Raw genomic sequence first — 26,713 nt, 5'->3', positions numbered from 1 at the left:
TTACCTCACACTTAGCTAAGGGTGAAATCCTGCGAATTCATGAGCCTGAGTGAGAAAACTAAATCATATTGAGGGAGCTTAATGAAAAATAGAGCAGCTGCCGGATCGCAACTGCCCCTTGATTCATTGAACTAAAGTTCCTCGTTAGTTGAGTCCCTTTAATTTGGTTTTGCATTGATTTCCGTTAAAGTTCATGCATCACGAAGTCCCACCGAGTTAAGGCAGCTTGCTGCCGGCCGCGATGCGGTTAGTCGGTGCGGATGTGTCCCGGCAATTACTTCCTCGTTCCTTGTTTCCGAGACCGAGGATCGCCCAGACCCGGAACGTGAATGTGGTGCTTATATGATGCACCCGACTTCTTCGAGATACTTTCACACTGCTTTTCTGTTTCTATTTTTACTCTAGTAATGTATATTTCAGTTAAGTCTTCTTTTAAACGGCACTTATTTATTACCGAGTTGTTCCGCCAAACCGATTAGAAGTCCTTCATTTCCACGAATGTAGCAGAGCCGATACGAGTCCTCGTACTGAACCACTTCGCCAACGAGCTGAGCACCATACTTAGTGAGTCTGGATACCATTTCGTCAATGTCTTCAACGGTGAACATGACGCGTAGATAACCGAGGGTATTTACAGGAGCAGTTCGGTGATCTGATATAGTAGGTGGGGTGAGAAATCGCGAAAGTTCAAGTCGGCTGTGGCCATCTGGGGTAACCATCATAGCAATCTCTACACACTGTGAACCCAGCCCGGTTACGCGACCAGCCCATTCACCTTCGACAGTAGCTCGCCCTTCGAGCTTCAAGCCAATCTCCTCGAAGAAAGAGATTGCGTCATCAAGGGATTCTACAACGATGCCAACATTGTCCATTCTTAGTAATTTGTTTTTTGCCATAGTTTTATCTCCTAATGTGTACAATTTTATTGCCTGATCATCTGCATATTTATTCTATCAAGAATTACTAATTCCTTCCAAACGATTAACATCTGGTCACAGTTCATGATAACAAAGATAAGTCACAGTATAGTAAAATGTGAAATTTGGTTTTCGGATATGTCATATTAACTTTTATTCTACGAAATTCAATTCGTAATTACCGTAATAAGATCGTTTTACGTAATAAAATTACGTAGATACCCCTTTTCTAAACTCCTAATATTTTTATACTTTAACAATTCGGAGTTACGATATTATCTCCTGCTTATTATTTTTGATCATTAAACTATCCTGCCAGTTAGCTTAATGAAGCATCGTCAGTATAATACTATATTTTCTCAGTCTACAACTTTATTTGCCTAGTCTTACACTTTATTTTTCAGTCTAGAATTTTATTTTCTTCTGATAGTTGAGCGGATTTCCCTGACAGGCATTACTTCGTGCTTCTGTTTACCAATTCACGCGGGTTGATGCCATCGTCTATCGATAGCGGGATGCGTGCGCCCTTGGCGATCTGCTCCCAAAGCACCATTTTAAAATTCTGATTCAGCTTTTTGCCGTTTTGAAGATTTTCATCATCTTGTACAACGAAGATACCGTGCGGGAAGTTCTTGCCTAATCCATAGCCAAGAACATCAATACCGTCTGTAACAGAGGTACCGTCGATTGTAGGGCTGGCGCTGATCGTAAAGTTGCTTATATAAGCATTGTCGCCTTGTCGTTCATAGATCGCATAGCTGCTGTTTCCTTGGCTGGAGGCGATGAGATACCCCTTGCCGTCTTTGCCGTAATACAATGTAAGTCCCTCTATATCATCCTGAAGTCTGCGCCCGTCTGCAACATCTACACGTCGTAGCAGATCGGAGGAACCATCTGGCTCGGCATCATATTTCCAAATGGCGTGATCCTCTTCAGCGATGTAGACCGTGCCATATTCATCATCAGCCACCATGCCCTCGGATTGCGTAGCGAGCTTGAACTGGCGGACCAGCTTACCAGCTATTTTGCCATTTCCGTTGTCCGTCAGCTCATATTGTTCAAATTCACCCTCTTTGCCCAAAACGAGTGCGTAAAACTTATCTGTCTTGAGGCTATGGTACAAGCTGAATCCGTACACTTCTTTCATAGATGATTTAATAGGCTGGCCAACCACGTTTGTTAACGTTCCTGATACCCCGTCAATGGCAAAGATATCAACGGTGTTGTTGGTGCGATTGGTTGCTCCTGCAATATCAATCTTTTTGCCGCCCAGTGTAAAACCGTAACGGATATCCACGTTGTTCATTTTGCCGACCTTATAGTTCTGTAATTGCTTGCCTTGCAGATCATAGACCAGAATTCCGCCGCCTTTATTGGTCGCTACAAGTCTACTTTTCTCCGGGTCCGCCGGATTGAGCCAGATAGCAGGGTCGTCGGCCGCGTCATCTCCATCCTCCACTGCTTCTGTCTCAGCAGTAGGGGTAACCTTGTAGGTAGGAACTGCGTCTTTGGGATCAGCATATTTGCTGTTTTCTGTCTCAAGCGTGGCAAGCAGCTTTGCCGGAAGATATAAATTCCCGCCGACCATCTTGATTTCGCGATCTGCTTCTCCGGTTTGGCCTGCCAGACGATAGGTCTTCTCACCGACGGTAAAGGTGCCGACAATGCCGTTTTTCAGCTTGACCGCAGCAGACTTGTCGTCACTGTCCCATGTAATGACCGCTCCCATTTTTTCCGCCTGTGTTCGCAGCGGTGCATACCCGGATGACTGAACGTCTGCCGCCTTGGTTATTTCAGCAGGTGATATCAAAGCCCCGGCCAAGACTGTCAACAGGGCTAGTTTGGTTGTCTTCATATGTATACCCCTTTTCACGATGTAGAATCTATAGCTGACTCAGTATAAAGGGGCAATATAACGGGAGTATGTTAAGGATGTAAAGGAGATGTAATGCCTGTACATTTTTCGATTCAATGAGTCGGCTTCCAATATTGTTGTCTATAGTTTTTCGGTGACATACCGAATTTTTGTTTAAAGCATTTGGAAAAATAGCTAGCTTGGGAGAACCCTGTTTCTTCTGTGATTTGTTGGACGGACCAGTCGGTTTGCAGCAGGAGACTGCGTCCTTGATCCAGACGATAATCCATTAAATATTCAAGCGGCGTACGGTGGAAAGCGGTCTTCATGCATCTGGCGAGATAGTTTTGATGTACGTGAAAATGGGCTTCCAGGTCTTTGTTGGTGATCGCATTTTTGTAATTCTGTTTCAGGTGAATTTCGATCTGTTCCGCTAACTTAGAGGAGCTGTCTTTATTATTCTGATCATGCTCCAAACTTTGAAAAATATTCACAAACGTCTGTTGGGCCTCCCATAGTGCCAGCTTTCTAGGTTTTAAAGTAGAGGATAACAAGTAGTCCAGCTTGGAAAATAGCTCATGTGGATTCACCACTTTTTGAATTTTGGGCAAATGGATGGTCGTATGTTCTGAATGAAAATGCAGCTCGGGAATGGGGGTGCTAGGTACAATAAGATCGGGCGAGGATTGTGCGCACCATGTGCTATTGGTTTGAAAGTGGAACCAGTAAAAGGAGGTTTGTTCTGTACATGCCTCAATGGGAAAATGGTGTTTATCCGGCTCAAGAATGAGAGCGTAATTTTCAGTTACCTTCCACGCTTCATCCTCCTCGCCTATGTGCAACAGACCTTCCTTGACAATAATAACGTCAAAATAACCCAGATTATAACGATTCGGGTGCCAATCCCCTTTTTGGTATGTAGTAATATTCCCCTCAATGAAATAAGGCAGTGGAGGGACAAGAAAGGACAAAAAGTCGGTTTTGCTCATGGAAGCCAGCTCCTTTATGTGTGTGAAATCGTATAACTTTTAGTTAAAGATTGCGATTTTTTTTATAAATTCAGGTTGATAAAATAAGGACTGTAGCAAGGGAAGCACAGGTTAGCTTGGCCGGGTATTTATCTTTACTTTATCCTTATTTTTTCAAAAATGAAAGCGTTCTATTTTCGGGAAGGGATGTTTATCCAATGAAAACAGCAAAGCCAGTAAAACATGTCGTCGTTGAGGATTCATTTTGGAAAAAGTATAAGCAGGTTGTGGCAGAAGAGGTCATTCCTTATCAGTGGAAAGCATTAAACGATGAGTTACCAGATACAGAACCCAGTCATGCGATTGAAAACTTTAAAATTGCGGCTGGTGAATCCAGCGGGGAGTATTATGGAACCGTTTTCCAAGATAGTGATATTGCCAAATGGCTGGAAACGGTGGCGTTTAGTTTAAGGGATCATCCGAACCCTGAACTTGAAGAACGGGCGGATGAAGTGATTGCGCTGCTGGGAAGAGCTCAAGCTGAAGATGGATATTTGAATACGTATTATTTGCTGAAAGAGCCCAACAATCGTTGGACCAACTTACGCGATAACCATGAGCTATATTGTGCGGGACATTTTATAGAAGCGGCGGTCGCCTATTACGAAACGACAGGCAAAACGAAGTTTCTTCACATTATGGAGAAATACGTGGACCTGATCCAGCAGATTTTTGGTACGGAAGAGGGCAAACGAAAAGGCTACCCTGGGCATGAAGAAATCGAGCTGGCTTTGATCAAATTATATGATGTGACTGAAAATGATAAGTATTTAAAATTAGCACAATATTTTATCGAACAGCGGGGGCAGCACCCGATTTATTTTGAAGAGGAACGAGAGAACAGAAAACAAATTCAAACAGAGCCCACCTGGAATGATGATAACAACATTAATTTTGGCTTAGGCTTTGAATACCAGCAGGCACACAAGCCTGTTCGGAAACAAACAGAGGCCGTCGGTCATGCCGTAAGAGCGGTGTATCTGTATATTGCAATGGCAGATTTGGCTGCGAAAACAGGAGATGCCTCCCTTTTAAAAGCCTGTGAAACCCTGTGGGACGATGTCACGAACCGAAAAATGTACATTACCGCCGGCATAGGCTCTTCTGTAAATGCAGAAGCGTTCACTTGCAGTCATGATCTCCCGAATGACAGCATGTACTGCGAAACCTGTGCCTCTGTAGGGCTGGCCTTTTGGGCCAATCGTATGCTGCGCTTAGCGCCAGACCGGAAATATGCCGATGTGCTGGAGCGTGCGCTGTACAATGGGACGATTAGTGGGATGGATCTGGATGGGAAACGATTTTTCTACGTAAACCCACTGGAAGTTAATCCTTTTCAAAAATCCAGAAAAGATCAGGAGCACGTAAAAACAGAACGGCAAAAATGGTTCTTCTGTGCGTGCTGTCCGCCCAATTTAGCGCGCATGATCGCATCGGTCGAAGACAATATGTATACCCAAACCGAGGATACGTTGTATACACATCTGTATATTGCAAGCAAGGTAAACATGGTTTTATCCGGTCAAAAGGTGGAAATTACACAAACTCATCATTATCCATGGGATGCAGACCTGACCTTTTCGATTCATGCAGCAGAGCCGACTTCGTTTACATGGGCTTTGCGGATTCCGGGGTGGTGCAAGCAGGCAGAGGTGAAGGTGAATGGAGAAACCATTTCATTACACCATCTGGAAAAAGGCTATGTAGAAATTCAACGCACCTGGAATGACGGTGATGTGGTAACTCTGCATTTGGCTATGCCCGTTGAACGGATTCGGAGCAATCCTCTTGTCTCCATGAATCAGCAGCAAGTTGCTCTCCAACGCGGCCCAATCGTGTTTTGTCTGGAAGAAGTGGATAACGGGGAGAACCTGGCGGGATTAAGGTTGCCCAAGGACAGTCTCATTACCGAAGAGTTTAGCGAAAACCTGCTTGGTGGCATTGTAAAGCTGACCACGGAGGGGTATCGGGTGAAAGGTTCACCGACATTATATAGCTCGGAGCCCCCTGAATTGGTTTCTCAACAAATCACAGCTATTCCTTACTACGCCTGGTGCAACCGGGATAAAGGAGAAATGCGTGTGTGGGTTTATGAATCATAATTCATTCGTATGGGGAGAGAAGAGATCATGAGCACGAGAATTGTGAGTACGGAGCCACCCGAGAAAGCAGACAGTACCGTTCCTTTTCATCGTAAAATCAGCTATTCATTAACAGATACAGCGGGCAATCTTTTATACTGTGTCATTTCCAGCTATCTATTATATTTTTATACCGATGTGTTCGGTCTTTCTATTGGGATTGCCGGGACATTACTATTTATCACCCGCTTCATTGATGCCATTGATGCCCCGATCTGGGGCATCCTGATTGACCGAACCAAGTCAAAATACGGGCAGAGTAGACCTTATTTTCTATGGTTATGTATCCCGTTTGCGGTGTTCATGGTTCTTACGTTCACAACACCCAACTGGAGTGAGTCCGGAAAAATTGCGTACGCGGCGATCACTTATATCATAGCCGGTATCCTGTATACAGGAATCAGTACGCCCATTACGTCCATTCTGCCTAACCTGAGCACGAACTCTAACGAGCGCGTCGTATTGAACTCCTTTCGTATGGTCGGGGGGAATGTAGGCTTTTTCATAGCCACGACGTTTACGTTGCCTTTGGTGGCCTTCTTTGGGCAGGGAAATGATCAAAAGGGCTTTTCCCTAACGCTCGTTTTATTTGGAATCATGGCTATTATCATGTTTTTGATAGCATTTGCTGATTTGCGAGAAAATGCAGGAGTTAAAACCAAGCCGATTCCCATTGCCAAGAGCTTTACAGCCATCAAACGAAACTGGCCCTGGATGCTCGTCGTAGCTGCTAATTTGTGCTACTGGATTGGCTTGAATATCCGTTCAGCCACGCTTATCTTTTATCTGCAATACAATCTGGACAGCAAAGACCTGGTCCCTTTAATCAACGGACTGACCTCATTACAATTGATCTCGATGGTTCTGATTCCGTTTTTCGCCAGGAAATTAAGTAAAAACAGCATCATGATTATTGGATTGATCCTGGCTGCATTGGGTCAGGTTGTGATTTTAATGGGAAGTACGGACTTAACCCTCATTATTATCGGTTGGATTATTGGTGCGTTAGGATCAGGCTTTGCATGTTCTATGCCGTTTGCGATGTTATCAGATACAGTCGATTACGGGGAATGGAAAAATGGTATTCGGGCAAGTGGATTCCTGACCTCCATTGGAAGCGCATTCTGTATTAAAGCAGGTAGCGGAATCGGCGGATTATTGCCAGCATGGATCATGGGCAGTACCGGTTACATCGCTGGGAAAGTTCAAACCCCTACTGCGTTGTCTGGAATTCAGTTCAGCTTTATCTGGCTACCGTTTATCATCTTCCTGATCGGCATCATTCCTATGTTTTTGTATAAAAAATTCGAAAAGAATGAAGTATCCATTCAACAGGATTTAATTGCGAGAAGGTAATTGTAATTCGTTTAACAAGGATTTAATCATATCGTAAAACATTAATGCTACTTCAAAACCTGTTCACTGAGCTGAGCAGGTTTTTATGTTTTTTTCTATTCAAATGTGAGTAAAACCATTGACAGGATTTTCATTTGGAGGGATACTTCTATGTAGAGAAAAGTGTACAGAATCAAGAACTAGATACATCTAGCCTTGCAACTTTATACATTTTTTCGCCATGGAAGCTCTTCTGTTGAAGGGTTTTTTTCAATTTGATAAAAAGAATGTGATGATATGAGTCAACTGAGTGTAAGGATGAGAACACACGGCTTTCTGAATAGGCATTTTTCGGGAGAGTCTATTGATTATCGACAGATTATTGCTTTATTTATTCCTCTACTGATCGATCAGGCTTTTATCGTGGGTCTTAATTTGGTGAATACGGCAATGATCAGTTCATCGGGTATGGCGGCGGTCAGCGCGGTGAATATGATTGATTCCCTGAATATTTTCTTGATTAATGTGTTTGTTGCTGTATCCACCGGGGGTACGGTTGTCGTTGCGCAGTATAAGGGTAGCGGTAACGACCTGATGGTCTCCAAAGCCGCATCCGGTACCATTTCCTCCGTTTCCTTGCTGGCCTTAGCTATCAGTCTGTTTATGATCTTGCTGTACAATCCGATCTTAAGTGTTCTGTTTGGCTCCGCCTCGGCTGATGTATTAGCTAACGGTAAGGTGTATCTGCTGGGAAGCTGTATGTCTTTCGTGGGGATTGCGATCGTTGAGGCGGTGTGTGGAGCGCTAAGGGGGATCGGGAAGACGAGGGCATCGCTGGCTCTTTCTCTCATCATGAACCTCTCGTACGTGCTTTTAAATGTAATATTCATTAATGTATTGGACATGGGTGTGCTGGGCATGACGATTGCCGTAAATGTGTCCAGATATGCAGGGGCAGTCTGCGCGTTGATCTATTTGGTCAGGGTAGATGACGACTTGCGTGTTCAGCTTAGAGATATGCTTTATTTTAACCTGGCCATGCTTAAAAAGATTCTGTTCATCGGACTTCCTTTTGCAGCGGAACAGATGTTTTTCAATGGGGGTAAAATTTTAACCCAAATTTTCATTGTGAGCCTGGGGACAAATGCGTTGGCGACGAATGCCATTTGCTCATCACTGGCTAACGTGTTCCAAATTCCTGCGAATGCCTTGGCTCTTACGATTGTGACTGTAGTTGGTCAATGTATGGGTCGTCGAAATGTCGAGGATGCCCGCAAGTTTACCAAATCATTTATTTGGCTAGCGTCTTCTTCTTTTATTGTAATGGGATTAATCCTGATGCCTTTGTTCAAGCCAATGGTGGGTCTGTTTCATCCTCCTGCTGAAATCGTAGATGACATCTTCATTGTCATACTGATTAATACGTTGGCCCAGATTCCGCTCTGGTCCATTGCCTTTATTACACCCTCTGCGCTTAGGGCAGCAGGTGATTCGAAATTTACGTCCCTCACCTCGATGCTGTCCATGTGGTTGTGCAGGGTGGTGCTTGGGTATATTTTGGGCATTGTGTTCAATCTGGGGATTGTTGGTGTCTGGCTGGCTATGGATATTGAATGGGGCGTGCGGGGGATCGTTTTCCTTTGGCGCTTCCATGGCAACAAATGGGTCCAGCATCGTTTGATCGACTGAGTAGGTCCACTACCATAAAATTGACTTCTGGATGAAGGCATTTTATAGTAGTGGATTTTTTTCTTCCTGTACTTCGTTCAGGCTCTTACTTCATCCTGATCCCTATATTACCTAACTGTGCTCCCTGCTGCATACGGTGGAAGGCTTGTGCCGTGTCTTGTAAAGGGAATACGCTATCTATAATTGGATGGAGTGCATGGCGCTCCATGAATTGAAGCATATCTGCGAATTCCTCGCCGCTGCCCATGGAGGTACCGATGATGCTGATTTGAGGGAAAAATATAGACCGCAGCGGAATCTCTATTCGATCTCCTGAGCTTGCGCCAAATGTAACGATTCGACCGTTCGGTTTGAGGATTTCCATGTATTTGTCGAACGTAGCAGGGCCGATACTGTCAAGGATCAGATCCACGGCGTCTCCGTTCACACTTTCTTTCCAATCGCCATGGCTGTCAAATGCATGATTTGCGCCATGGGCGAGGGCAGCTTGTCTTTTCGCTTCGCTACGTGATGTGACGCTGACCCGTGCGCCCGCCGCTAAAGCCATAAGCATGGCATACGTGGCTACACCGCCGCCAATACCGGGAATGAGGACATGCTCACCCTGCTGTAATTGGCCTCTGGTAAAGAGAGCGCGGTAAGCGGTCAAGGCAGACAAAGGCAGCACCCCTGCTTCGTCCCAAGATAGGTAAGCTGGCTTGCGGACGGCATTTTGGACGGGGATGATAACCGATTCAGCAAATGTCCCGTCTGAAGGTCCGCCCAGAATGGCTGGAACCAAGGGAATGTGGTGCGTATGCTCCCATCCGATACATGGATTAATGATTACATCGGTGCCTACCAGCGAGATTGGGACGCCATCGCCCACAGCCTCGATCACGCCTGCGCCATCCGACCCGAGAATGAGTGGAGCATCGTTGGCGGTTCGATCCGCCATGAGGAATAGATCTCGATGATTCAATCCTGCGGCTTGGAGCCTTACCTTCACTTCGTCGTGCCCCGGCTGTCTGTCCGTAACTTCTTTATACATAAGGCCCTCAAGGCCGTTTTTGCTGGCATGTATCATCGCTTTCATTGTAAAACCTCCCGTGGTTCGAATTGAGATGCATTTGCATGTATATTGAATTGTACAGAGCGATAAGCATCCGGTAAAATGAACAAAATCGAACGTGAGTATCATAAATGATCATACCAAGCAGGTGACGTATATATGGAAAGCAGTGATTTGAAAATATTTCAGGCTGTTGCTCGCGAGGGCAGTATCACGAAGGCTGCGCAGGTTTTGAACTATGTACAGTCCAATGTGACCTCCCGGATTCAGCAGCTTGAGGCACAATTGAACGTACCGCTTTTTCGTCGATCTAATCGCGGAATGACGCTAACGCCAGCAGGAGAGAATCTGTTGGGATATGCGGATACAATCCTGACCTTGCTGGACGAGGCTGTAAAGTCCACTCAATATTCGGACCATCCTACGGGACCTTTGCGATTGGGCTCGATTGAGACAGCGGCGGTCACGCATTTGACTTCATTATTGGCGGAATACCACTCACAATACCCGGATGTCCAACTATCCCTTTTGACAGGCGGCACGCATGATCTCGTACAAAAGGTATTGAATTATGAATTAGATGGGGCCTTCGTCTATGGGCCTGTCGATGATCCGCATATAGACCATGTTGCGGCCTATGAAGAGGAATTGGTGCTTATCTCGGAACCTGGGAACAAGAACATGGGCGAGCTGCTTGCCAAGCCTATGCTGTTTTTCGACGTGGGCTGCACACATCGGGCAAGAGCGGAAAGTTTTTTGAGCGAAACAGGTATTAATGCCTATCAGATTATGGAATTTGGAACATTGGAAGTGATTCTGGGTGGTGTAGCTTCTGGTCTGGGAGTGTCCATGCTGCCACAATCCTCGATTGCGAAGGCGGAGGAAACGGGAAGTATTGCTTCACATCGTCTGCCTGAAAAATATCGGAAATTGGAGGTGTGGTTTGTTCATCGGCGGGATTCCGTTTGCTCCAGTGCGCTGTCAGGCTTGCTTCACTGGATGAAAAGGGATGCTATACTGAATGAGGATTTAATTTGACATTAGAGGTGTATGATTTGGAAGAACATGATTTAATGAAACATCCATCCACCGTAGTACCGGGTGAGCATGTAGTCAATGGGAGCTATATTCGACCCGAGCCGGACAGGATGGCTGTGTTATCAGCAACATACGGAGCCTCTATTTTTTTCAGAAGATGGGCTGCCTGGATGATTGACTTCATCCTTATCGTTTTTGGATATGGAGGACTGGTTTATTTTGCAGCGAAAAAGATAGCTGCTGCCGAAAGTCCCAATATCGTTATGGTTGTGGGTATCTTCCTGATCGGCTCCTTCTGCTATTATCTCTTACTGGAAGGACTTACAGGCTACACGCTGGGCAAATATCTTCTTCGTATTCAAGTTGTGAATGGGGAAGGAAGCTCGCCGGGTATCGTTAAATCGTTGATCCGCACCGCCATACATCTGGTGGATACGAATCCGCTGCTTTTCTGGGGATTACCTGCAGGTATATGTGTGCTGGCGACACCCAAAAAACAACGGCTGGGTGATATGGCTGCGGGTACATATGTTGTAAAGGTACGGGATCTGAGAGCTGTGGGAAGAAAGAAAACCGGGATTTTTGCAGGGGCAATCATCCTGATGACAATCACTTCGGCCATCTTTGCTGTATCCCTTATTTCTTCTCTCATCACACAAGTAACCAAGCCCGACGTTTTTGTCAGTAAGGACAATCAGTTTGAAGTTACGGCTCCGTGGAGCTGGTCACGGGATTATACGATTAATGAGGATGCGGATATCTCCATTAAAAATGAATTTACAGAAAGATACTTGATTGTATTGTCTGAACCGAAAAGCGATTTCGACAGCAGTATGACTCTTCAAGAGTATAAACAGATCATTCAGGGCCATATAGAATCAGGGCTTACAACCCCTGAATCGGGAAAGGCTTCCAACATCGTGGTAAACGGCTATCCTGCTATTGAATTTACATTAAAAGGAGAAGTGGAAGATACTCCAGTTATGTATAACGTGACTACGATAGAGACTCCTTCGCATTATCATCAAGTGCTTGCCTGGACGTACGCCTCTCGATATGGTCGATCACAGCAAGAATTGCGCAAGATTAGAAACAGTTTTCGTGAAGTTAAGCATTAGGCTCTACCTATGATGTTAAGCTATACAGCGCGCAGTAAGCAGAAAAAGCAGACGGCTCACAGGAGCGTCTGCTTTTCTTGTATATAAGTCATTTTATCCCGCATTAGAATGTCGAATTACCCGCAATCCCGTGACCTTCGCAACCTTGCCTAGTGGATGGGCTTTGAACTGGATCGTAACTTCATCCTTTTGAGCCGTCACGGACAGAGGAAGCTCATAGACGAAGGTCTCAAATTTGTTCATTTCCTCGGACTCCAGCTTGCCTTCTTCTAAAATTTGTCCATCTGCGATGATATCAAAGTCAAGATAAGGGCGGTCAGCATCCTTGAGATAAGTCACCGCTAATTGGACGGGCTCATCCGGAAGAATCTTCATGACAAAAGAAAACCAGCCCCCAGGCCAGGTATCACGATATTTACGGTTATAGATAGAGCCCAGACTCACATGTTCGCCCGTAAAGGCATGATCCCGTTCTGGCTGCATTTCAGCAGGCTGCACAACATCCACCGTAAGTCGTTCGAGCTGCAACTGATAGGCTAACGCAGTACGGTATTCCGCCTCTGTTGACGCCCATTCTTCCTTGGAAAAGAGGTCCCAGTAAACAGTATAAGAACGATCATACATCTGATAAAACGGGCGAAGCTCCAAGTCTCCGACATACCCTAAATCGTTCATCCGGAACACATTTGGCTTGTTCCCGTCAGGAACCAGCTTCGAGGTCAACGAATCAGTTGCTCCGACCAGAACAGACGCAAGCAGATGCTCTTCGTTGGACTCCTGTTCTACGGGCCCAAGGTCTCCAGCCAGCACAAGCGGCCCATACATAAAAGCAATCCGGCGCGGATTATCCGGCATTTCCTCGACTCTCACCGTCATGGGAATGTCATACTCGACCGTATCCCCATCGTTCCATTCCCGTTCGATTACAACATAGCTGGTAGGGCAAGCCTCCGCGGCAAACTCTTCCCCGTTGATTTTGATGATTATACCTTGTTCCGCCCAATGCGGGCATCTTAGCTTGATCGCGAAGGATTTGGGTTCCTTGCTGATGACGCGCAGCGTTCCCCGACCATTTTGCGGAAAGAGAGTCTCTTGTTTGAGCTGTACGCCCATCTCATCCCACGTCACGGTAGAAGGGACATATTGATTGACATAGATCGTTTTTGGCGTGTGAAAATAGATTGCAGTACCGTACATGGAGTGGCTTTCCATACCGGACCCGACACAACATGTAAAATCCTCATATTGAGAATTGAAGGACTTGTGCCCTCCCATTTCCAGCGATACAAAGTAGCATACACGTCCATCGATAGGTTGCTGTGAAGCCAGAATATGATTGAACATTGCCCGTTCATAGTAGTCTGCATACGCTGCATATGCGTCCCATTCGAACATATGCCTCGTTAATTTCAGCATGTTGTAGGTGTTACAGGTTTCACAGGTGCCTTCGCCCAGACGGTCATTCAGCTTCCCCGGCTCCCCAAAATGCTCATTATAGCTATTGCCGCCAATGACATAGGAATGCTTGTGAACAACCCGATCCCAGAAAAAGCGGGAGAGATCCGCATATTGCGGTTTTCCGGTCATTTCATATTGCCGTGCAGCGCCAATGATTTTGGGAATTTGGGTATTGGCATGTCGTCCTGCCAGCGTATCGTGGTTTTCTGCCAGATCGTTCAGCACTTCCCCATGATAAAAGCGTTCCGCCAGCTTCAAGAAGCGCTCTTCCCCGGAATGTTCGGCCAGATCCGTCAGCACCTCGTTCATGCCGCCAAACTCGCAATGAAGCACCTGCTGCACCTGATCATCGTTCAGCCCTTGGAATACATCCTCCAGCCAGTCACCGAGTTTGATTTCCATCTGCAAAGCCTTGGGATGATGCGCGAGCAGATGGGCATCCCGCAAGCCTGCGAAGAGTTTATGCATGGTGTATAGCGGCACCCAGCCTCCGTTCAGATCAAAGCCTTGCGAGCGTATATCGCCAGCCTTCACTTCCTCGAAAAGCTCTTTCCCACGCGGAATACCGGAAATGTATCCGTTTCCATGATTGTTTTGGCATATTTCCAGCTCGTCGATGACATAATGTACTCGTTCAAGCAGCTTTTCGTCACCCGTTGAGGCAAACATCAGCGAGCAGCCGGACAGATAGTGACCGAGGGTATGCCCGCTAATGCCGCGGGATTCCCAGCCTTCATAGTGAGCCGCTTTGGGCTCCAGTCCTGCATATTCACGAAAGCGCGATAATAGACGGTCGGGTTCCAAACTCAACAGATAGGCCGCGTTCAGTTCCATAGCATGTAAAAGTGGGCCGGAATCAATGCTTACGTTATGCAAGTCAAAAGCTTCTGCTTTCAAAATCATCGCTCCTTAGCTAAGATGAAAGTGTATATTTCTCCACTACATTAGCATTGCCATCGCGGTATGTCAGTAGCTTAACCATACAATGGGTGGACAAATCCGAACATGAAGCTAAAGAGGCGATAACATGACCTATCTGAAAGTCAATGTAGATGCTCCCATTCAACTAATCTCGGCAGGCGAGTTTGTTTCCGAGGTGCCCTGGAAGCATATGAGCCGTTCCATTGAGAACTTTGAGCTGATCCTTGGTGTGCGGGAGACGGTATATATACGGGAGGAACAGGAGCATTTTGAGGTAGGGGAAGGGGATATTCTATTGCTTTATCCCGGTTGTACGCATGGAGGATACCAGGAATCGGTGCCGGGAGTTACATTTTACTGGTTTCACTTCGATGTTCCCACGACCCCAAATGTATTATCCCATGAAGAAATGAAGCAGGAGACCCGTGTTATGGATGCTCATTTGCAGCGCCATGGTTTTGTACGGGATATCTATATACCGCAATGTGTACGCGCAGGCAATGGAGACCGGATTCATATTATCGTCAATCAGATTCTGCACGTAGCCAATTCGCACTATCTTACGTATCACAGTGTAAATTATCTGTTCACCTCGCTGCTGATCGAGATATCTGAGCTGGCCCTCAGCCGCTTGATCTCCAGTCCCGCAAGCCCACAGGGGAATGTGAGCTTCAACAAGATTATCGAGTGGACCCGTATTCATGCGGAAGAACCCATAACCGTGACGGATTTAGCCCGAAAATTCAACTACAACAAGGATTATATATCCCGTTTGTTCAAGCAAAATACAGGTATGCGGCCCTTGGAGTTCATTCACAGCATCCGTATCAATAAAGCCAAGGAGCTGATTTCCCGTACAGATATGAGCATTAGGCAGATTGCGGAAGAAGCGGGATATACGGATGAGAAGTACTTTATGCGTATGTTTAAAAAAATAGTGAATATGACCCCTTCGCAGTACCGGAATGCTTATCACAAAACATTTATGAACAAAGTCTGACGGCAAGCCAAAAGCCTAGTGCACTTTTTTTCTTTTCCATTCCCAAAAATTAACTCTAATGCATTTCCGCTTGGATAGGGAAATTTTATAGGTAAAACATTAGCGGGGAGTGGGCTAGAATGAACTTGTAAGCGTTTCACTTATAGATAGAAGGGAGGAGAGACATCCACCATGATTACTAGAGAACAGATTTATCTGGATAAGAAGCTGGAGACAAAATCGGCTGTATTTGAATTTATTGCCCAAGAGGCTGAGAAGCTGGGTGTCACCGTCCATAGAGAGCAGCTGGTGCAGGATTTGTGGGAAAGGGAGAAGGTATATTCGACGGGCCTTCAGGATCAGTTTGCCATACCTCATACGCAGAGCGAAGCAGTCACAAGACCAGCAGTTCTGGTTATCCGATTGCAAGATAGTATTGATTGGGCATCTCATGACGGTAAGCCTGTCCAGTATATTTTCAGTATTTTGGTGCCCAAAGGCTCCGTGGATGTATCCCATTTGCAAATTATTTCCTCACTCGCAACCCTTCTATTGGAGGATTCCTTCAAAGAGGCAGTAGCGGGTGCCAAGAGCAGCGACGATGTGTATCATTTGCTCGAACAATATACAGAAGGGTTGGTGTCATAATGAAAATCGTAAGCGTTACATCGTGTATAGCAGGTTTGGCTCATACTCCCATGGCGGCAAAAGCACTGGAAAAAGCAGCAGCACAGCTCGGTCACAACATTAAAGTGGAACAGCAGGGTGCGCTAGGCCAGGTGAACAAGCTTACGGAGGAAGAGATTGCAGCAGCGGATTTTGTACTGATTGCCTCGGACCAGACGGTAAAGGATGCGGAGCGTTTTGAGGATAAACGGATCGTTCGCGTCAAAATCGGTCATGCGGTCAACAATGCGGAAGCGGTTCTCACCAAAGCGGTGGAAGCCATATCTGCTCAAAAATAAGGCTAAGGCTACAGGGAACAGCGACATGTAGTAAAAAAGAAAGCAGCGTAGCTGCCTTGAATAACAACCGATTAGCCTTTGGATAACAGTAGTTTTCAAGATAGGAGAGAACATGATGAAAAAATGGCTGAGTGAAGCTAGAAAGCATCTAATGACAGGCATTTCCTACCTTTTGCCGGTTATTATTGCAGGTTCCCTGATTGTTGCGGTGTGTAAAATTATTGGACTGACGATGGGGGTCACGGACTTCGGCCCCTATGCCGATAAAAGCGGATTTCTTCATATTTTATACTTGATGGAAAATGTCGGCTGGCGCGGAATTGGGCTGCTGAACATGGTGCTGGCCGGATATATCGCCTACTCGATTGCCGATAAGCCTGCGCTTGCTGCGGGGCTGATTGGTGGCGTACTGGCACAGGAAACGAACGCTGGTTTTCTGGGCGCGCTCGTTGCCGGGTTCTTTGCCGGATACCTAACCCTGTGGGTGAAAAATAAAGTGAAAATCACAGGCCCAGCCGCTGGTTCTGTTCCACTGATTATTTTACCGCTCATTACCGTAGGCTTAACGGGGATTCTCATGTCCGTCATCCTGGGGGGACCGCTCAGTGCGATTAACGAAGGACTGGTTAACTGGATTAAGCATATGAGTGAAAGCGGAACCAGCACCCTCGTACTTGCCCTGATTTTGGGAGCCATGATCGGGTTCGACCTTGGCGGACCTGTCAATAAAGCAGCCTGGATGGCGGGAAATGCGTTATTCCTGTCAGGTGTATATTTGCCTAATATTTTCGTAAACATTGCCATCTGTATTCCACCATTGGGCTATGGACTTGCGACTCTGATTCTGAAGCATCGTTTTTCCAAAACGTATCGGGAAGCTGGAAAAGGCTCGGTCATCATGGGCGTTATTGGAATTACCGAAGGGGCTATTCCTTTTACGTTGCGCAACCCTGCCAAGCTGATTCCACTGAACATGATTGCCTGTGCGGCAGGTGCGGCATTAACAGCTTTGTTGGGCGCACATGTCATCATGCCTCCAATCGGCGGCCTGTATGGCGCGATATCTGTAGGTACTCCGTTTGCTTATCTCGCAGGAGGGATTACGGGAGCTTTAATCATTGTAGCGGGAACCCTGCTCGTCAACTTCCGTGAGGAAGAAAAGCAGCAGGCAGATACGAAGGAAGCATCCGTCAAGAAAAATGGAGAAGACATCGAACTGGTATTTGACTGAATTTTTCCTGAACTTCACTAGATAAGTTGAATTCGAAAAATGCACATTAAAACGAAGTAGACGGAATGGTGCTGTACAAGCGAAGCGGTCGCTTTTGTCCCCGGATTTCTACTCTGATTATAGGCTTTATTCCAGAAATCCGGGGGCGGTGGCGATGGGAAGCATCATCCGACTGCGCAGTGGCACAATATGAAACTTTTAAGTTCAGCTTATATAAATAGAAGATAGATAACATGGAGGGAGATAGAGATATGAACCGTACGAAAGTGCATGTCATTCCACATACTCACTGGGATCGGGAGTGGTACTTTACCACTTCCAGATCCAAAGTTTACTTGGTAAAGCATGTGAAAGAAGTGCTGGATGCATTAGAAAATGTGGACGAATTCAAGTATTACCTGCTGGATGCCCAAGGGTCCTTACTGGATGATTACATCAAATGGTGTCCCGAAGACGAGGAACGCATTCGCAGCCTTGTGACGGACAAGCGCCTGATGACCGGGCCGTGGTATACGCAGACGGATCAGCTAGTCATTTCCGGTGAATCCATGGTTCGCAATCTGTACTACGGTATGGAGACAGCGCAGAAATATGGTCATGCGATGAAGGTTGGTTATGTGCCGGATGCTTTCGGTCAGTCGGCGCAGATGCCGCAAATTTATCAGGAGTTCGGCATTCGCCATTTTCTGTTCTGGCGCGGTGTAGCAGACAATACGAACCCGAAAACCGAATTTTTGTGGAAGGGCTCGGATGGGAGTCAGGTGTTTGCGGTTCAAATACCGTTCGGGTACTACTATGGCGGTAATATTCCGGAGGAACCCGGAGAACTTGAAGCATATCTGGACAGCCAAATCGGCGCGCTGGAGGAAAAAGCGTCCACTCGCCATGTTTATTTTCCGAACGGCTTCGACCAAGCGCCTGTCCGCCTGAATCTGCCGGAGCTGATCCGCAAGTTCAACGAGCTTGACCCGGAACGGGAATATGTGATGAATGAGCCGGAGCGTTTCCTTGAAGAAATTGAAAAGGACAGCAGCGATCTTCCTGTGCTGGAAGGAGAGCTTATGGAAGCGAAGCATATGCGCATCCATAAGTCGATCTTTTCTACGCGAGCTGACCTCAAGCAGCAAAATAACTATATTGAAAATTTAATCGTAAATACGCTGGAGCCAGTCCTGTCAATCAGTCATGCGCTGGGACATGAATATCCGCATCATATCGTGAAGGATATCTGGAAGCTGATGTTTGAAAATGCTGCCCATGACAGCATCGGTGGCTGCAACAGTGACACGACGAACCGGGATGTGGCTTTTCGCTACAAGCAGGCGCGGGATATCGCGGAAAATCTGCTGGATCTGCATAAGCGCCTGATTGCTTCAAAGATTAAACAGGAGGAGACATTCGCCTTCACCATCTTTAACACATTGCCTTATCCGCGTAAGGGCGTTACAGAGATTGATGCTTATTTACCGGAAGGAAGCTTTGTGATTCGGGATACGAACGGACAGCAGCTTCCGTATACGATTACCGAAAAAGTGGAACAGACGGATTACGTGCTTGGTCAGCATATTTACCTGAATCCGAGCAAAAAAGTGTATCTGCCTGAACGTGTATTCCGTGCAAAGCTTCTGGCAGAGCTTCAGGAAATACCTGCTATGGGATATACGCAGATTGTATTTGATTTCAGTTCGACCGGGGATGCCACGGCAGAACGCAGTAATGGAAACTGTATTGAAAACGAATTTTATAGCGTAGCTGTACAGGAGAACGGGGCATTAAGCATTACGGATAAAATCTCGGGACGTGTGTACGCGGATCAGATGGTGTTTGAGGAAAATGGGGATGACGGAGATTCCTATAACTATTCTCCGCCGGAACGTGACCTTACGGTTTCTTCGCTCGGTGCTGATGTAGAGACTATCACCTCTAAAAGTCCGGTAGCCGAGGAGCTGTCCCTCCGTATGAAGCTAAAGGTTCCGTACGATTTGAATGAACGCGCCGCTGCCATAATCTCTGCGGAACTGCCGCTACAGGCATCCGTCTCCCTGCGTAAAGGCGAGCGTCTGATCCGTTTCTCGGTAGATGTGGACAATCGCGTGCTGAGTCACCGTCTGCGGGTGCTATTTGACACCGGGATTGCTTCCAAGCTTTCTATTGCGGATCAACCGTTCGGAGTCATTGCCCGTCCAACAACGCTGGAAGAAGTAGAGGTGTGGGAACGTGAGCAGTGGACAGAAAAACCGATCACGATTGAGGCTCTGCAAAGCTATGCTGCGCTGAACGATGGTTCCCGTGGAGTAGCGGTGCTGACCGGAGGTGTACGGGAATATGAAATCATAGGCTCAGAGCATGATACAATAGCGCTGACGTTATTCCGTACTTTCGGGTTTATGGGCAAGGAAAATCTGCTATATCGCCCGGGACGCGCTTCGGGAGAAAAGATCGTAGAAACGCCAGATGCGCAGCTCATTGGCGAGCTTTCATTCACTTTTGCCCTGCATGTGCATGAGTCCGGTTTTGATGAAGCCAATATAGCTAAAGCGGCCAAGGAATATTTAACGCCATTGACCAGCTACCAGTTGTCTGACTTCCTGAATGGTCGTTTAATTTTCGCCTTCCGTGACGAAGAAAGAATATTTGAGCAAAACTACAGCCTGCTTTCCTTTAGCGAGGATTCGAATGTGATCCTGAGTGCATTCAAGAAAGCAGAGCATACGGATGGATATATTGTGCGTGTATTTAATCCTTATTTAGAGAAGAATGCAATCGGACGGATCGCTTTTGGTGAATCGGCCCACTACGAGCTGGCTTCGCTGGATGAGCGCTCCAAGGGAGAAACGTTGGCCTCATCGGATGCTGAAGGTGCACCATTGCCGGAGTTGGAGCATTGCAAGCTGTTGACGGTACTGGTGACGCCTGAGTCGAAGTAACGCGGAAACAAAACATGGTTTATTGGAAAGGAGGTCTTGAATCTACATGATTTTTCCTTACAAACGCTTGAAAAAGCTGTACCAGCTCGTCAGTGGAAACGATCAAGGCTGGTCTTGGACCACCAAAGCGCTGTCCGAGCGGCTGGAGGTCACGGAGCGAACGGTCCGTGATGATCTCAAAAAACTGGGCGGTATTCTGAATGAATATGGAGCACGTCTGGAATCCAAGAAGGGTAGCGGCTATACAATCATGGTCGTTGATCCCGAAAGATACCGTTTATTCGCTGAGGAAGGTCAGGAAGAAACGGAGGTAAGCGGGCGGCTACCGGGAGCACCGGAAGAACGCATAAGGTATGAGCTATTCAAGCTGCTGAATACGGGAGAATACGTGAAGATGGAAGACCTTGCCGATGAACTGTACATTAGCCGGGCGACCATGAATAATGATTTTAAAATTATCCGGCGGATTCTGGATGATTATGCTCTCACCCTGCGCACCAAGCCGGGATATGGCGTGAAGGTGGTCGGGGAAGAGAAAAGTATCCGTTACTGTCTCGCTGAGTATGCCGATGTACGCGATGAAGAAGGACAACGCAGCGGTATGCCTTTGGAACAGCAACAACTGTTTCAGGGGCTGGATTTACCGCGAATCCGTGCAATTATTTTGAAGCATCTGCGTCCCAACGGCATCAAGATGGCGGATTTGGCGCTGAAGGACCTGATCACCCATCTGGCGGTTATGGTACTACGAGTGAAGGAAGGGCAAGGATTGGAGCGCTTTGAAAAGGTGGCAGGCGGTCAGCGAGATATTGAATTGGCTACTGCCATTTTGAGTGAGATGGAGGAGGCTTTTGACATCACCTGTCCTTCAGGGGAACTGGATTATGTCCTGCTGCATATCGTCAGCAAAAAGATGGCCGAAACCGAGTGGGAACGTCTCCAGTCTGACCGTCTCTTCCTGGCTGTGCGCGAGATGCTGACATTTGTCTACGAGCGCTTCACCTATGATTTGCGTGACGATGAACGGCTGTCCCGGGACTTGTTTGTGCATCTGAAACCGATGCTGACCCGGCTGGAGCATGGCATGAACATGCGTAATCCGTTGCTTGGGCATATTCGCAAGTATTACCCGCTTGCTTATGAAATCACGGTCGGTGCAGTAAAAGAACTGCAAAAATCGTTCCCGTATGAAATCAACGATAACGAAATTGGTTATTTGGCGCTTCATATTGGAGCTGCTTTGGAACGCAAATACAATATCCCACATCGGCGTCGTAAAACCGTGTTGCTGGTGTGTGGCTCCGGCTACGGAACCGCCCGGATTTTGGAATCCAGGTTGCGTTCGCTTTTCGCTGAGCTGGATGTATCGCGGGTGGTTTCACTTCGAGAATACGAGGAAATGCCTACTGTCGACGAGGATTTGATCGTATCCACGATCCACTTGCAGCAGCGTAAGGATAAACCGTCGGCGGTGATTAGCCCGATTCCTTCGGAACGGGATATGGAGACGATCACGCGGATGGTGCGTGCCAGCGATGAGGAACAGGAAATTTCGCTGCTGCGGTATTTTGACCAGGACTTATTTATGACCCGATCCGATCGGCCGAATAAAGATGCTCTGATTGAAGAAATGAGCGGTATTTTGAGGCAAAAAGGAGTTGTAACTGACAAGTTCCTGCCAGCAGTCATGGAGAGGGAGAAGCTGGGATCTACGGCTCTGGATCGAGGTATGGCGATTCCCCATCCTTTGGAGCTTAGCTCTAACCGGACGGTCGTAAGCGTGTGTCTGCTGGAAAAGCCGATTCAATGGGATGCCAACCATGAGGTTCATGTTGTATTCCTGCTTTCGATCTGCAAAGAGGACTACGAGCAGGCGATGGGGATTTACGATCTGTTTGTAGAGCTGATTCGTCAAGAAGAAACGCTGGAACGATTAAAGCATTGCCACTCCTTCGATGCCTTTATGCTAATCGCCCGTCAGGTACTTGCAGTCAAGAGCAATGATTTTCATTGAAGGCTGAACACATTATCCTCTTTCATATGAAACGAAAAAAGGGACCCCAAAGGGGCTGTTGACAAAGTGGGAAAGGAGCTGCGACTCCTTTCCCACTTTGTTTTTTTGGAGTTATTAATAAAATGATCCTAATATACACCACTCATCGAATCAATTACCGAATCTTCATCCTGTGATATAATTCTCCCAATATCATAGTAATGAAGGATGGTGCAGATGTCGGAGCAGCGAGTATATGTCCGGTTCTCTGAGGAGGCGGACGCCGCAGAATTAACAGCAATGTACAAGCGCAATCGGGAGTTGTTTGAGAAGTTTTCGCCAAGCAATCTAGAGGAGTACTATACGGAGGAGCACCAGCTCCAGAAGATTATTACGAGCAAGGCCGACATGATGGAGGATCGGAGATATTCCTTCGTGGTATGCCACAAGGAGGACGACCGGATTATAGGCAGCATAGGGCTATCTTTTGTGGTGAGGGGACCGCTTCAGAGCTGTATGATCGGATTCGACCTAGACCAAGCTTATAACGGCAAGGGCTATATGACGGAGACGGTGAAGCAGGTGGTGCGTTACGCTTTCGATGAGCTAAAGTTTCACCGGATCGTCGGGGAAGCCTCTCCTCGGAATCCAGGATCAATCCGTGTGCTTGAGAAGGCTGGCTTTCACAAAGAAGGCATCTCTCGAAGCAACGTAAAGATCAACGGAGAGTGGGAGGATCATCAGGTTTTGGCGATTATAAATCCGTCAGAGGATATCTAGTTTCCCAAAGTGAAAATAATCTATGATTTATGGCTCAACTAACGGGATACGTTAGTTGAATGACAACAGCGGCAGTCTAAGACTTTATTTTCACTGGACAGCTATTTGAATTACAAAAGCCCTTCCGATGCTCCTCTCGTGGGAAGCCGGAAGGGCTTAGCTTGCTGCATAATGATGATCCTGATTATCTATGCGGTGAACTTATTTATACCCTTTGCACGGTAAACTCAAATTCCAGCTTTTGATCGGCTGCAATTTGGTATTCCTCGTGTACCGGAGCGCCCCAGCTATCGTCACCGCCTACGCCCATTTGCTTGCCAGCCACCGTGACGACGGTGTAGTAGACGTTTGGCAGCTCATACTGATGGTATGCACTTTCCAGCTCGAACGCTGTGTACGGTGAAATGTTGCATTCCACAGGCGCGGTTGCCGGTGAAGTAATGCGAATACCTCGCTGAGAATCGTCAGTAATATCGACACGACGTACGCCTGTACGGTTACCTGATTCCTGTGGCACGACATAACCGGATACGTTGTCCGCTGCTTCGTTGTGGAATACGCCGAGTCTTGCTCCGAAGGCCCGGTCGATATAGTTTTCCTCTGGTCCCATGGCGTACCAGTCCAAATGGCGGTAGTCTGCTGGAACCTTGAAAGAAAGAGCAAAGATCGGCAGGTTAGGCAACCCGGATACGCCTTCATAAGTGGATTTCACTTTCAGGCTGCCATCGGCAAAGACGGTATATGCCACTGCTACCCGTACGTCTGCATGAATGCTCAGTGTATAGCGGAACGTAACGGTTACGTGATCAGTTTGCTCCTCCGTGACTTCAAACCCCACGCATCTGCGTGTTAGACTCGCAGCAAACCAACCGCCCGCTTCAAACCCAAGCGCTACACCTCTGTCATTGTCCGTGGTTGCACGCCAGAACAATGGGGCAGGAGGAATGGCGATCATCTCGCGTCCAGCGTAGCGCAGTGAAGTCAGGCTGCCTGCTCCTTTGGAGAACATGGCGCTGAAATCGGCACCATGGACGCCGATGTTAACATCTCCATGCGCGACTCGAAGGGCACCGCCCGTAGGAGCCTTTTGCGGACGGGTATCTTCCACGATGAAAATATACTGCCCAAAGGCTACTTCATATCCAGCCTCCGCCCACAGCGTAGCTTCTTTCAAGACCAGAGACGTGTGAATGACGTATTCACCAGGCGCGTCTATTCCAGCCGTATCTGTCAGCGTCAATGCAATATGAGCTTCTGTCTGTGCCGCTACATCCACATGAATTACGTTCCGTGCGATTTCGTGGCCTTCATGAAGCAGGCTGTATACCAGCTCGTATTCATCTGTTCCTTCGAACAGATTTTCATTACGAATCGTCACGCCTGTGCGATCCGGCGTGAGCTTCAGATTTTGGTACAGGAATTTGACCTCCTGCATCTTCGGTGAAACCTTCCGGTCCGCATAGACAATTCCGTCCGTACAGAAGCCATAGTCTGTCGCACGGTCGTCAAAGTCGCCGCCAAAAGCGAGGTATTCGCGTCCGTAGCGATCTTTTTTCATAACCGCCTGATCAATGTAGTCCCAAATAAAACCGCCCTGATACAGCTCGTATTTGTTCTCCAGCTCTGTATATTTGTGCATACCGCCTACCGAATTGCCCATTGCATGCATGTACTCACAGCTAATGTACGGCTTTTGCGGATTGTCGTTCAAATACTGCTCAATATCCGCAGGCTTGGCGTACATCCGGCTTTCCATATCGCTGGCATCATCATAGGTACGATTGTGGAACACGCCCTCGTAGTGTACCAGACGGCTCGGGTCGGTGGCTCGGAAATAGTTGGCTACATTCCGCAGCACTTCACCTGCATAGGACTCATTGCCGCAGGACCAGATTAGAATGGACGCATGGTTTTTGTCCCGTTCCAGCATGGAAATGGCGCGGTCCATAACGATATCCTGCCACTCCGGCAGATTGCCGGGAATGTTCCACGAAGGCTCGACTGCGCCAAGCTTTTGCCAGGAGCCGTGTGTTTCCAGATTCATTTCGTCAATCACATACACCCCGTACTCATCGCACAGCTCATACCACAGAGTCTGGTTAGGATAGTGAGAGGTGCGGACCGCGTTCATGTTGTTTTGCTTGAGGGTGCGAATATCCCATAGCATATCTTCACGCGAAATCGCACGTCCGGTGCGAGCGTTGAATTCATGGCGGTTCACGCCTTTGAAGACAATCCGCTTGCCGTTCAGATGCATCACCTTGTTGATCAGCTCAAACTTGCGGAAGCCGACCTTTTGCGGAATGACCTCGATCAGCGTTCCATCCGGTTCGTAGATTTGGATGAACAACGTATACAAGTAGGGCTTTTCGGCGCTCCAGCGCTGGACTTGATCCAGTGTTGCCGATAGCGAAGCCTTGCCATCTGCAAAATCCGTCTTCAAAGAAGCGACAATCTGGCCCGCAGCATCTTTGACATCGACGGCTGCATAGGCGGCTACTGCTTTTTCCAAGGTCAGCTCCAGCTCCAGAAGGCCCTGCGTATACGAGGCGTCCAGACCGGCCTTGGCATGCAGATCACGTACGTGAACAGACGGGATGGTGTACAGATATACGTCTCTGAAAATACCGGAAAAACGCCAGAAATCCTGATCCTCCAGCCATGCTCCCGTACTTCTTTGATATACCTCAACCGCCAGCTTGTTTTCGCCTGCTTGCAGGAACGGTGTCAGTTCAAAATCGGACGGTGTAAAGCTGTCCTCACTGTACCCGACAAATTGCCCGTTCAACCACACATAGAAAGCCGACTCGACGCCCTGAAAAGAAATGAACACAGGCTGACCGTCAGAAGCCATATGTTCCGGCAAAACAAAGCTTTTGATATAGCTCCCGACCGGGTTGTGATCTTCCGGAATATGTGGTGGGCGAACGTCGGAATGTCCGTCCCACGGATACATCGTATTCACGTACTGCATTTGGCCGAAGCCTTGCGTCTGAATATGACCCGGTACCTGAATGTCGCTCCAGCCGCCGTATTCAAAATCAGGGGCATAGAACTCCGCCGGACGGCTGGATGGGTTCGTAGCATAGTTGAACTTCCAGCTACCGTTCAGGCTATGACGCCAAGCCATATCGGCATGACGCTTCGCTTCCTGAAGTGTAGCGTAATATTTATGATCGGAATAGGCAGGCAGCCGATGTACTGCAAACTTGGTTACGTCGGTTAGCCAATCCAGGCTGGGGGTGTGGATGGTCAAGGCGAACACTCCTTATTTTTAAAATGAAATG

The 26,713-nt window shown here is 47.3% G+C and carries 18 protein-coding genes; 12 read left to right on the top strand and 6 right to left on the bottom strand.

Features of this window, described 5'->3' with window-relative positions:
* Positions 1-443 precede the first annotated feature (443 nt).
* From E0698_RS12825 to E0698_RS12815, 3 genes are all read right to left on the bottom strand, one after another.
* The gene (locus E0698_RS12825; protein WP_192511813.1) at positions 444-896 is read right to left on the bottom strand and encodes a VOC family protein; all 453 of its coding nucleotides are present in this window, start codon (positions 894-896) and stop codon (positions 444-446) included.
* 475 nt (positions 897-1,371) lie between these two features.
* Positions 1,372-2,772: a phytase gene (locus E0698_RS12820; protein ID WP_192511812.1), complete on the bottom strand. Its 1,401-nt coding sequence runs from the start codon at positions 2,770-2,772 to the stop codon at positions 1,372-1,374.
* Between the two features lie 113 nt (positions 2,773-2,885).
* A complete protein-coding gene (locus E0698_RS12815; RefSeq protein WP_192511811.1) occupies positions 2,886-3,761 on the bottom strand; it encodes a helix-turn-helix transcriptional regulator in 876 nt (291 codons plus the stop codon).
* 197 nt (positions 3,762-3,958) lie between these two features.
* Here E0698_RS12815 and E0698_RS12810 point away from each other — a divergent pair, with 197 nt between their 5' ends.
* The 3 genes from E0698_RS12810 (at position 3,959) to E0698_RS12800 (ending at position 8,965) form a co-directional block, all read left to right on the top strand.
* Positions 3,959-5,902 (top strand): glycoside hydrolase family 127 protein, encoded by a 1,944-nt coding sequence (locus tag E0698_RS12810; protein WP_192511810.1) that lies wholly within the window; start codon positions 3,959-3,961, stop codon positions 5,900-5,902.
* Positions 5,903-5,929: 27 nt separating this feature from the next.
* Entirely contained in the window at positions 5,930-7,297 is a 1,368-nt protein-coding gene (locus E0698_RS12805; protein WP_192511809.1) for an MFS transporter, read from the top strand.
* A 276-nt stretch (positions 7,298-7,573) separates the two neighbouring features.
* A complete protein-coding gene (locus tag E0698_RS12800) occupies positions 7,574-8,965 on the top strand; it encodes an MATE family efflux transporter (protein ID WP_192511808.1) in 1,392 nt (463 codons plus the stop codon).
* An 85-nt stretch (positions 8,966-9,050) separates the two neighbouring features.
* On the opposite strand, the gene E0698_RS12795 is transcribed toward E0698_RS12800, so the two are convergent.
* Positions 9,051-10,040, bottom strand: coding sequence for a zinc-binding dehydrogenase (locus E0698_RS12795; RefSeq protein WP_134911607.1), 990 nt, complete (start codon positions 10,038-10,040; stop codon positions 9,051-9,053).
* 135 nt (positions 10,041-10,175) lie between these two features.
* Between E0698_RS12795 and E0698_RS12790 the strand changes: the two genes are divergently transcribed.
* Together E0698_RS12790 and E0698_RS12785 are read left to right on the top strand one after the other, a co-directional pair.
* The gene (locus tag E0698_RS12790) at positions 10,176-11,054 is read left to right on the top strand and encodes a LysR family transcriptional regulator (protein ID WP_192511807.1); all 879 of its coding nucleotides are present in this window, start codon (positions 10,176-10,178) and stop codon (positions 11,052-11,054) included.
* A gap of 35 nt (positions 11,055-11,089) precedes the next feature.
* A complete protein-coding gene (locus tag E0698_RS12785) occupies positions 11,090-12,172 on the top strand; it encodes an RDD family protein (RefSeq protein ID WP_443146911.1) in 1,083 nt (360 codons plus the stop codon).
* A gap of 93 nt (positions 12,173-12,265) precedes the next feature.
* On the opposite strand, the gene E0698_RS12780 is transcribed toward E0698_RS12785, so the two are convergent.
* Positions 12,266-14,527, bottom strand: coding sequence for a glycoside hydrolase family 127 protein (locus E0698_RS12780; RefSeq protein ID WP_192511806.1), 2,262 nt, complete (start codon positions 14,525-14,527; stop codon positions 12,266-12,268).
* 130 nt (positions 14,528-14,657) lie between these two features.
* Between E0698_RS12780 and E0698_RS12775 the strand changes: the two genes are divergently transcribed.
* The 7 genes from E0698_RS12775 (at position 14,658) to E0698_RS12745 (ending at position 23,426) form a co-directional block, all read left to right on the top strand.
* Positions 14,658-15,551, top strand: a complete 894-nt coding sequence (locus tag E0698_RS12775; RefSeq protein ID WP_192511805.1) for an AraC family transcriptional regulator — start codon at positions 14,658-14,660, stop codon at positions 15,549-15,551.
* Between the two features lie 171 nt (positions 15,552-15,722).
* A complete protein-coding gene (locus E0698_RS12770; protein WP_192511804.1) occupies positions 15,723-16,178 on the top strand; it encodes a PTS sugar transporter subunit IIA in 456 nt (151 codons plus the stop codon).
* Positions 16,178-16,495: a PTS fructose transporter subunit IIB gene (locus E0698_RS12765; RefSeq protein WP_149095436.1), complete on the top strand. Its 318-nt coding sequence runs from the start codon at positions 16,178-16,180 to the stop codon at positions 16,493-16,495. The genes E0698_RS12770 and E0698_RS12765 overlap by 1 nt, the downstream gene beginning before the upstream one ends.
* Positions 16,496-16,610: 115 nt before the next feature.
* On the top strand, positions 16,611-17,726 hold the full coding sequence (locus E0698_RS12760) for a PTS fructose transporter subunit IIC (protein WP_192511803.1): 1,116 nt from the start codon (positions 16,611-16,613) through the stop codon (positions 17,724-17,726).
* A 233-nt stretch (positions 17,727-17,959) separates the two neighbouring features.
* Positions 17,960-20,653 (top strand): mannosylglycerate hydrolase, encoded by a 2,694-nt coding sequence (gene mngB / locus E0698_RS12755; protein ID WP_192511802.1) that lies wholly within the window; start codon positions 17,960-17,962, stop codon positions 20,651-20,653.
* A 46-nt stretch (positions 20,654-20,699) separates the two neighbouring features.
* On the top strand, positions 20,700-22,667 hold the full coding sequence (locus tag E0698_RS12750; protein ID WP_192511801.1) for a BglG family transcription antiterminator: 1,968 nt from the start codon (positions 20,700-20,702) through the stop codon (positions 22,665-22,667).
* 216 nt (positions 22,668-22,883) lie between these two features.
* Positions 22,884-23,426 (top strand): GNAT family N-acetyltransferase, encoded by a 543-nt coding sequence (locus E0698_RS12745; protein WP_192511800.1) that lies wholly within the window; start codon positions 22,884-22,886, stop codon positions 23,424-23,426.
* Between the two features lie 205 nt (positions 23,427-23,631).
* On the opposite strand, the gene E0698_RS12740 is transcribed toward E0698_RS12745, so the two are convergent.
* Positions 23,632-26,682, bottom strand: a complete 3,051-nt coding sequence (locus E0698_RS12740) for a glycoside hydrolase family 2 TIM barrel-domain containing protein (protein ID WP_192511799.1) — start codon at positions 26,680-26,682, stop codon at positions 23,632-23,634.
* Between the last annotated feature and the right edge of the window lie 31 nt (positions 26,683-26,713).

This window comes from Paenibacillus sp. 23TSA30-6, assembly GCF_014858585.1.
Lineage (GTDB): Bacteria > Bacillota > Bacilli > Paenibacillales > Paenibacillaceae > Paenibacillus.
The sequence above is the reverse complement of the archived record's forward strand: the minus strand, read 5'-3'. Positions and strand labels throughout refer to the sequence as shown.

What these genes read in the sequence shown, in the direction of transcription:
- E0698_RS12825 (WP_192511813.1), bottom strand. Translation starts at nt 896, where the DNA reads ATGGCAAAAAACAAATTACTAAGAATGGACAATGTTGGCATCGTTGTA.
- E0698_RS12820 (WP_192511812.1), bottom strand. Translation starts at nt 2,772, where the DNA reads ATGAAGACAACCAAACTAGCCCTGTTGACAGTCTTGGCCGGGGCTTTG.
- E0698_RS12815 (WP_192511811.1), bottom strand. Translation starts at nt 3,761, where the DNA reads ATGAGCAAAACCGACTTTTTGTCCTTTCTTGTCCCTCCACTGCCTTAT.
- E0698_RS12810 (WP_192511810.1), top strand. Translation starts at nt 3,959, where the DNA reads ATGAAAACAGCAAAGCCAGTAAAACATGTCGTCGTTGAGGATTCATTT.
- E0698_RS12805 (WP_192511809.1), top strand. Translation starts at nt 5,930, where the DNA reads ATGAGCACGAGAATTGTGAGTACGGAGCCACCCGAGAAAGCAGACAGT.
- E0698_RS12800 (WP_192511808.1), top strand. Translation starts at nt 7,574, where the DNA reads ATGAGTCAACTGAGTGTAAGGATGAGAACACACGGCTTTCTGAATAGG.
- E0698_RS12795 (WP_134911607.1), bottom strand. Translation starts at nt 10,040, where the DNA reads ATGAAAGCGATGATACATGCCAGCAAAAACGGCCTTGAGGGCCTTATG.
- E0698_RS12790 (WP_192511807.1), top strand. Translation starts at nt 10,176, where the DNA reads ATGGAAAGCAGTGATTTGAAAATATTTCAGGCTGTTGCTCGCGAGGGC.
- E0698_RS12785 (WP_443146911.1), top strand. Translation starts at nt 11,090, where the DNA reads ATGAAACATCCATCCACCGTAGTACCGGGTGAGCATGTAGTCAATGGG.
- E0698_RS12775 (WP_192511805.1), top strand. Translation starts at nt 14,658, where the DNA reads ATGACCTATCTGAAAGTCAATGTAGATGCTCCCATTCAACTAATCTCG.
- E0698_RS12770 (WP_192511804.1), top strand. Translation starts at nt 15,723, where the DNA reads ATGATTACTAGAGAACAGATTTATCTGGATAAGAAGCTGGAGACAAAA.
- E0698_RS12765 (WP_149095436.1), top strand. Translation starts at nt 16,178, where the DNA reads ATGAAAATCGTAAGCGTTACATCGTGTATAGCAGGTTTGGCTCATACT.
- E0698_RS12760 (WP_192511803.1), top strand. Translation starts at nt 16,611, where the DNA reads ATGAAAAAATGGCTGAGTGAAGCTAGAAAGCATCTAATGACAGGCATT.
- mngB (WP_192511802.1), top strand. Translation starts at nt 17,960, where the DNA reads ATGGAGGGAGATAGAGATATGAACCGTACGAAAGTGCATGTCATTCCA.
- E0698_RS12750 (WP_192511801.1), top strand. Translation starts at nt 20,700, where the DNA reads ATGATTTTTCCTTACAAACGCTTGAAAAAGCTGTACCAGCTCGTCAGT.
- E0698_RS12745 (WP_192511800.1), top strand. Translation starts at nt 22,884, where the DNA reads ATGTCGGAGCAGCGAGTATATGTCCGGTTCTCTGAGGAGGCGGACGCC.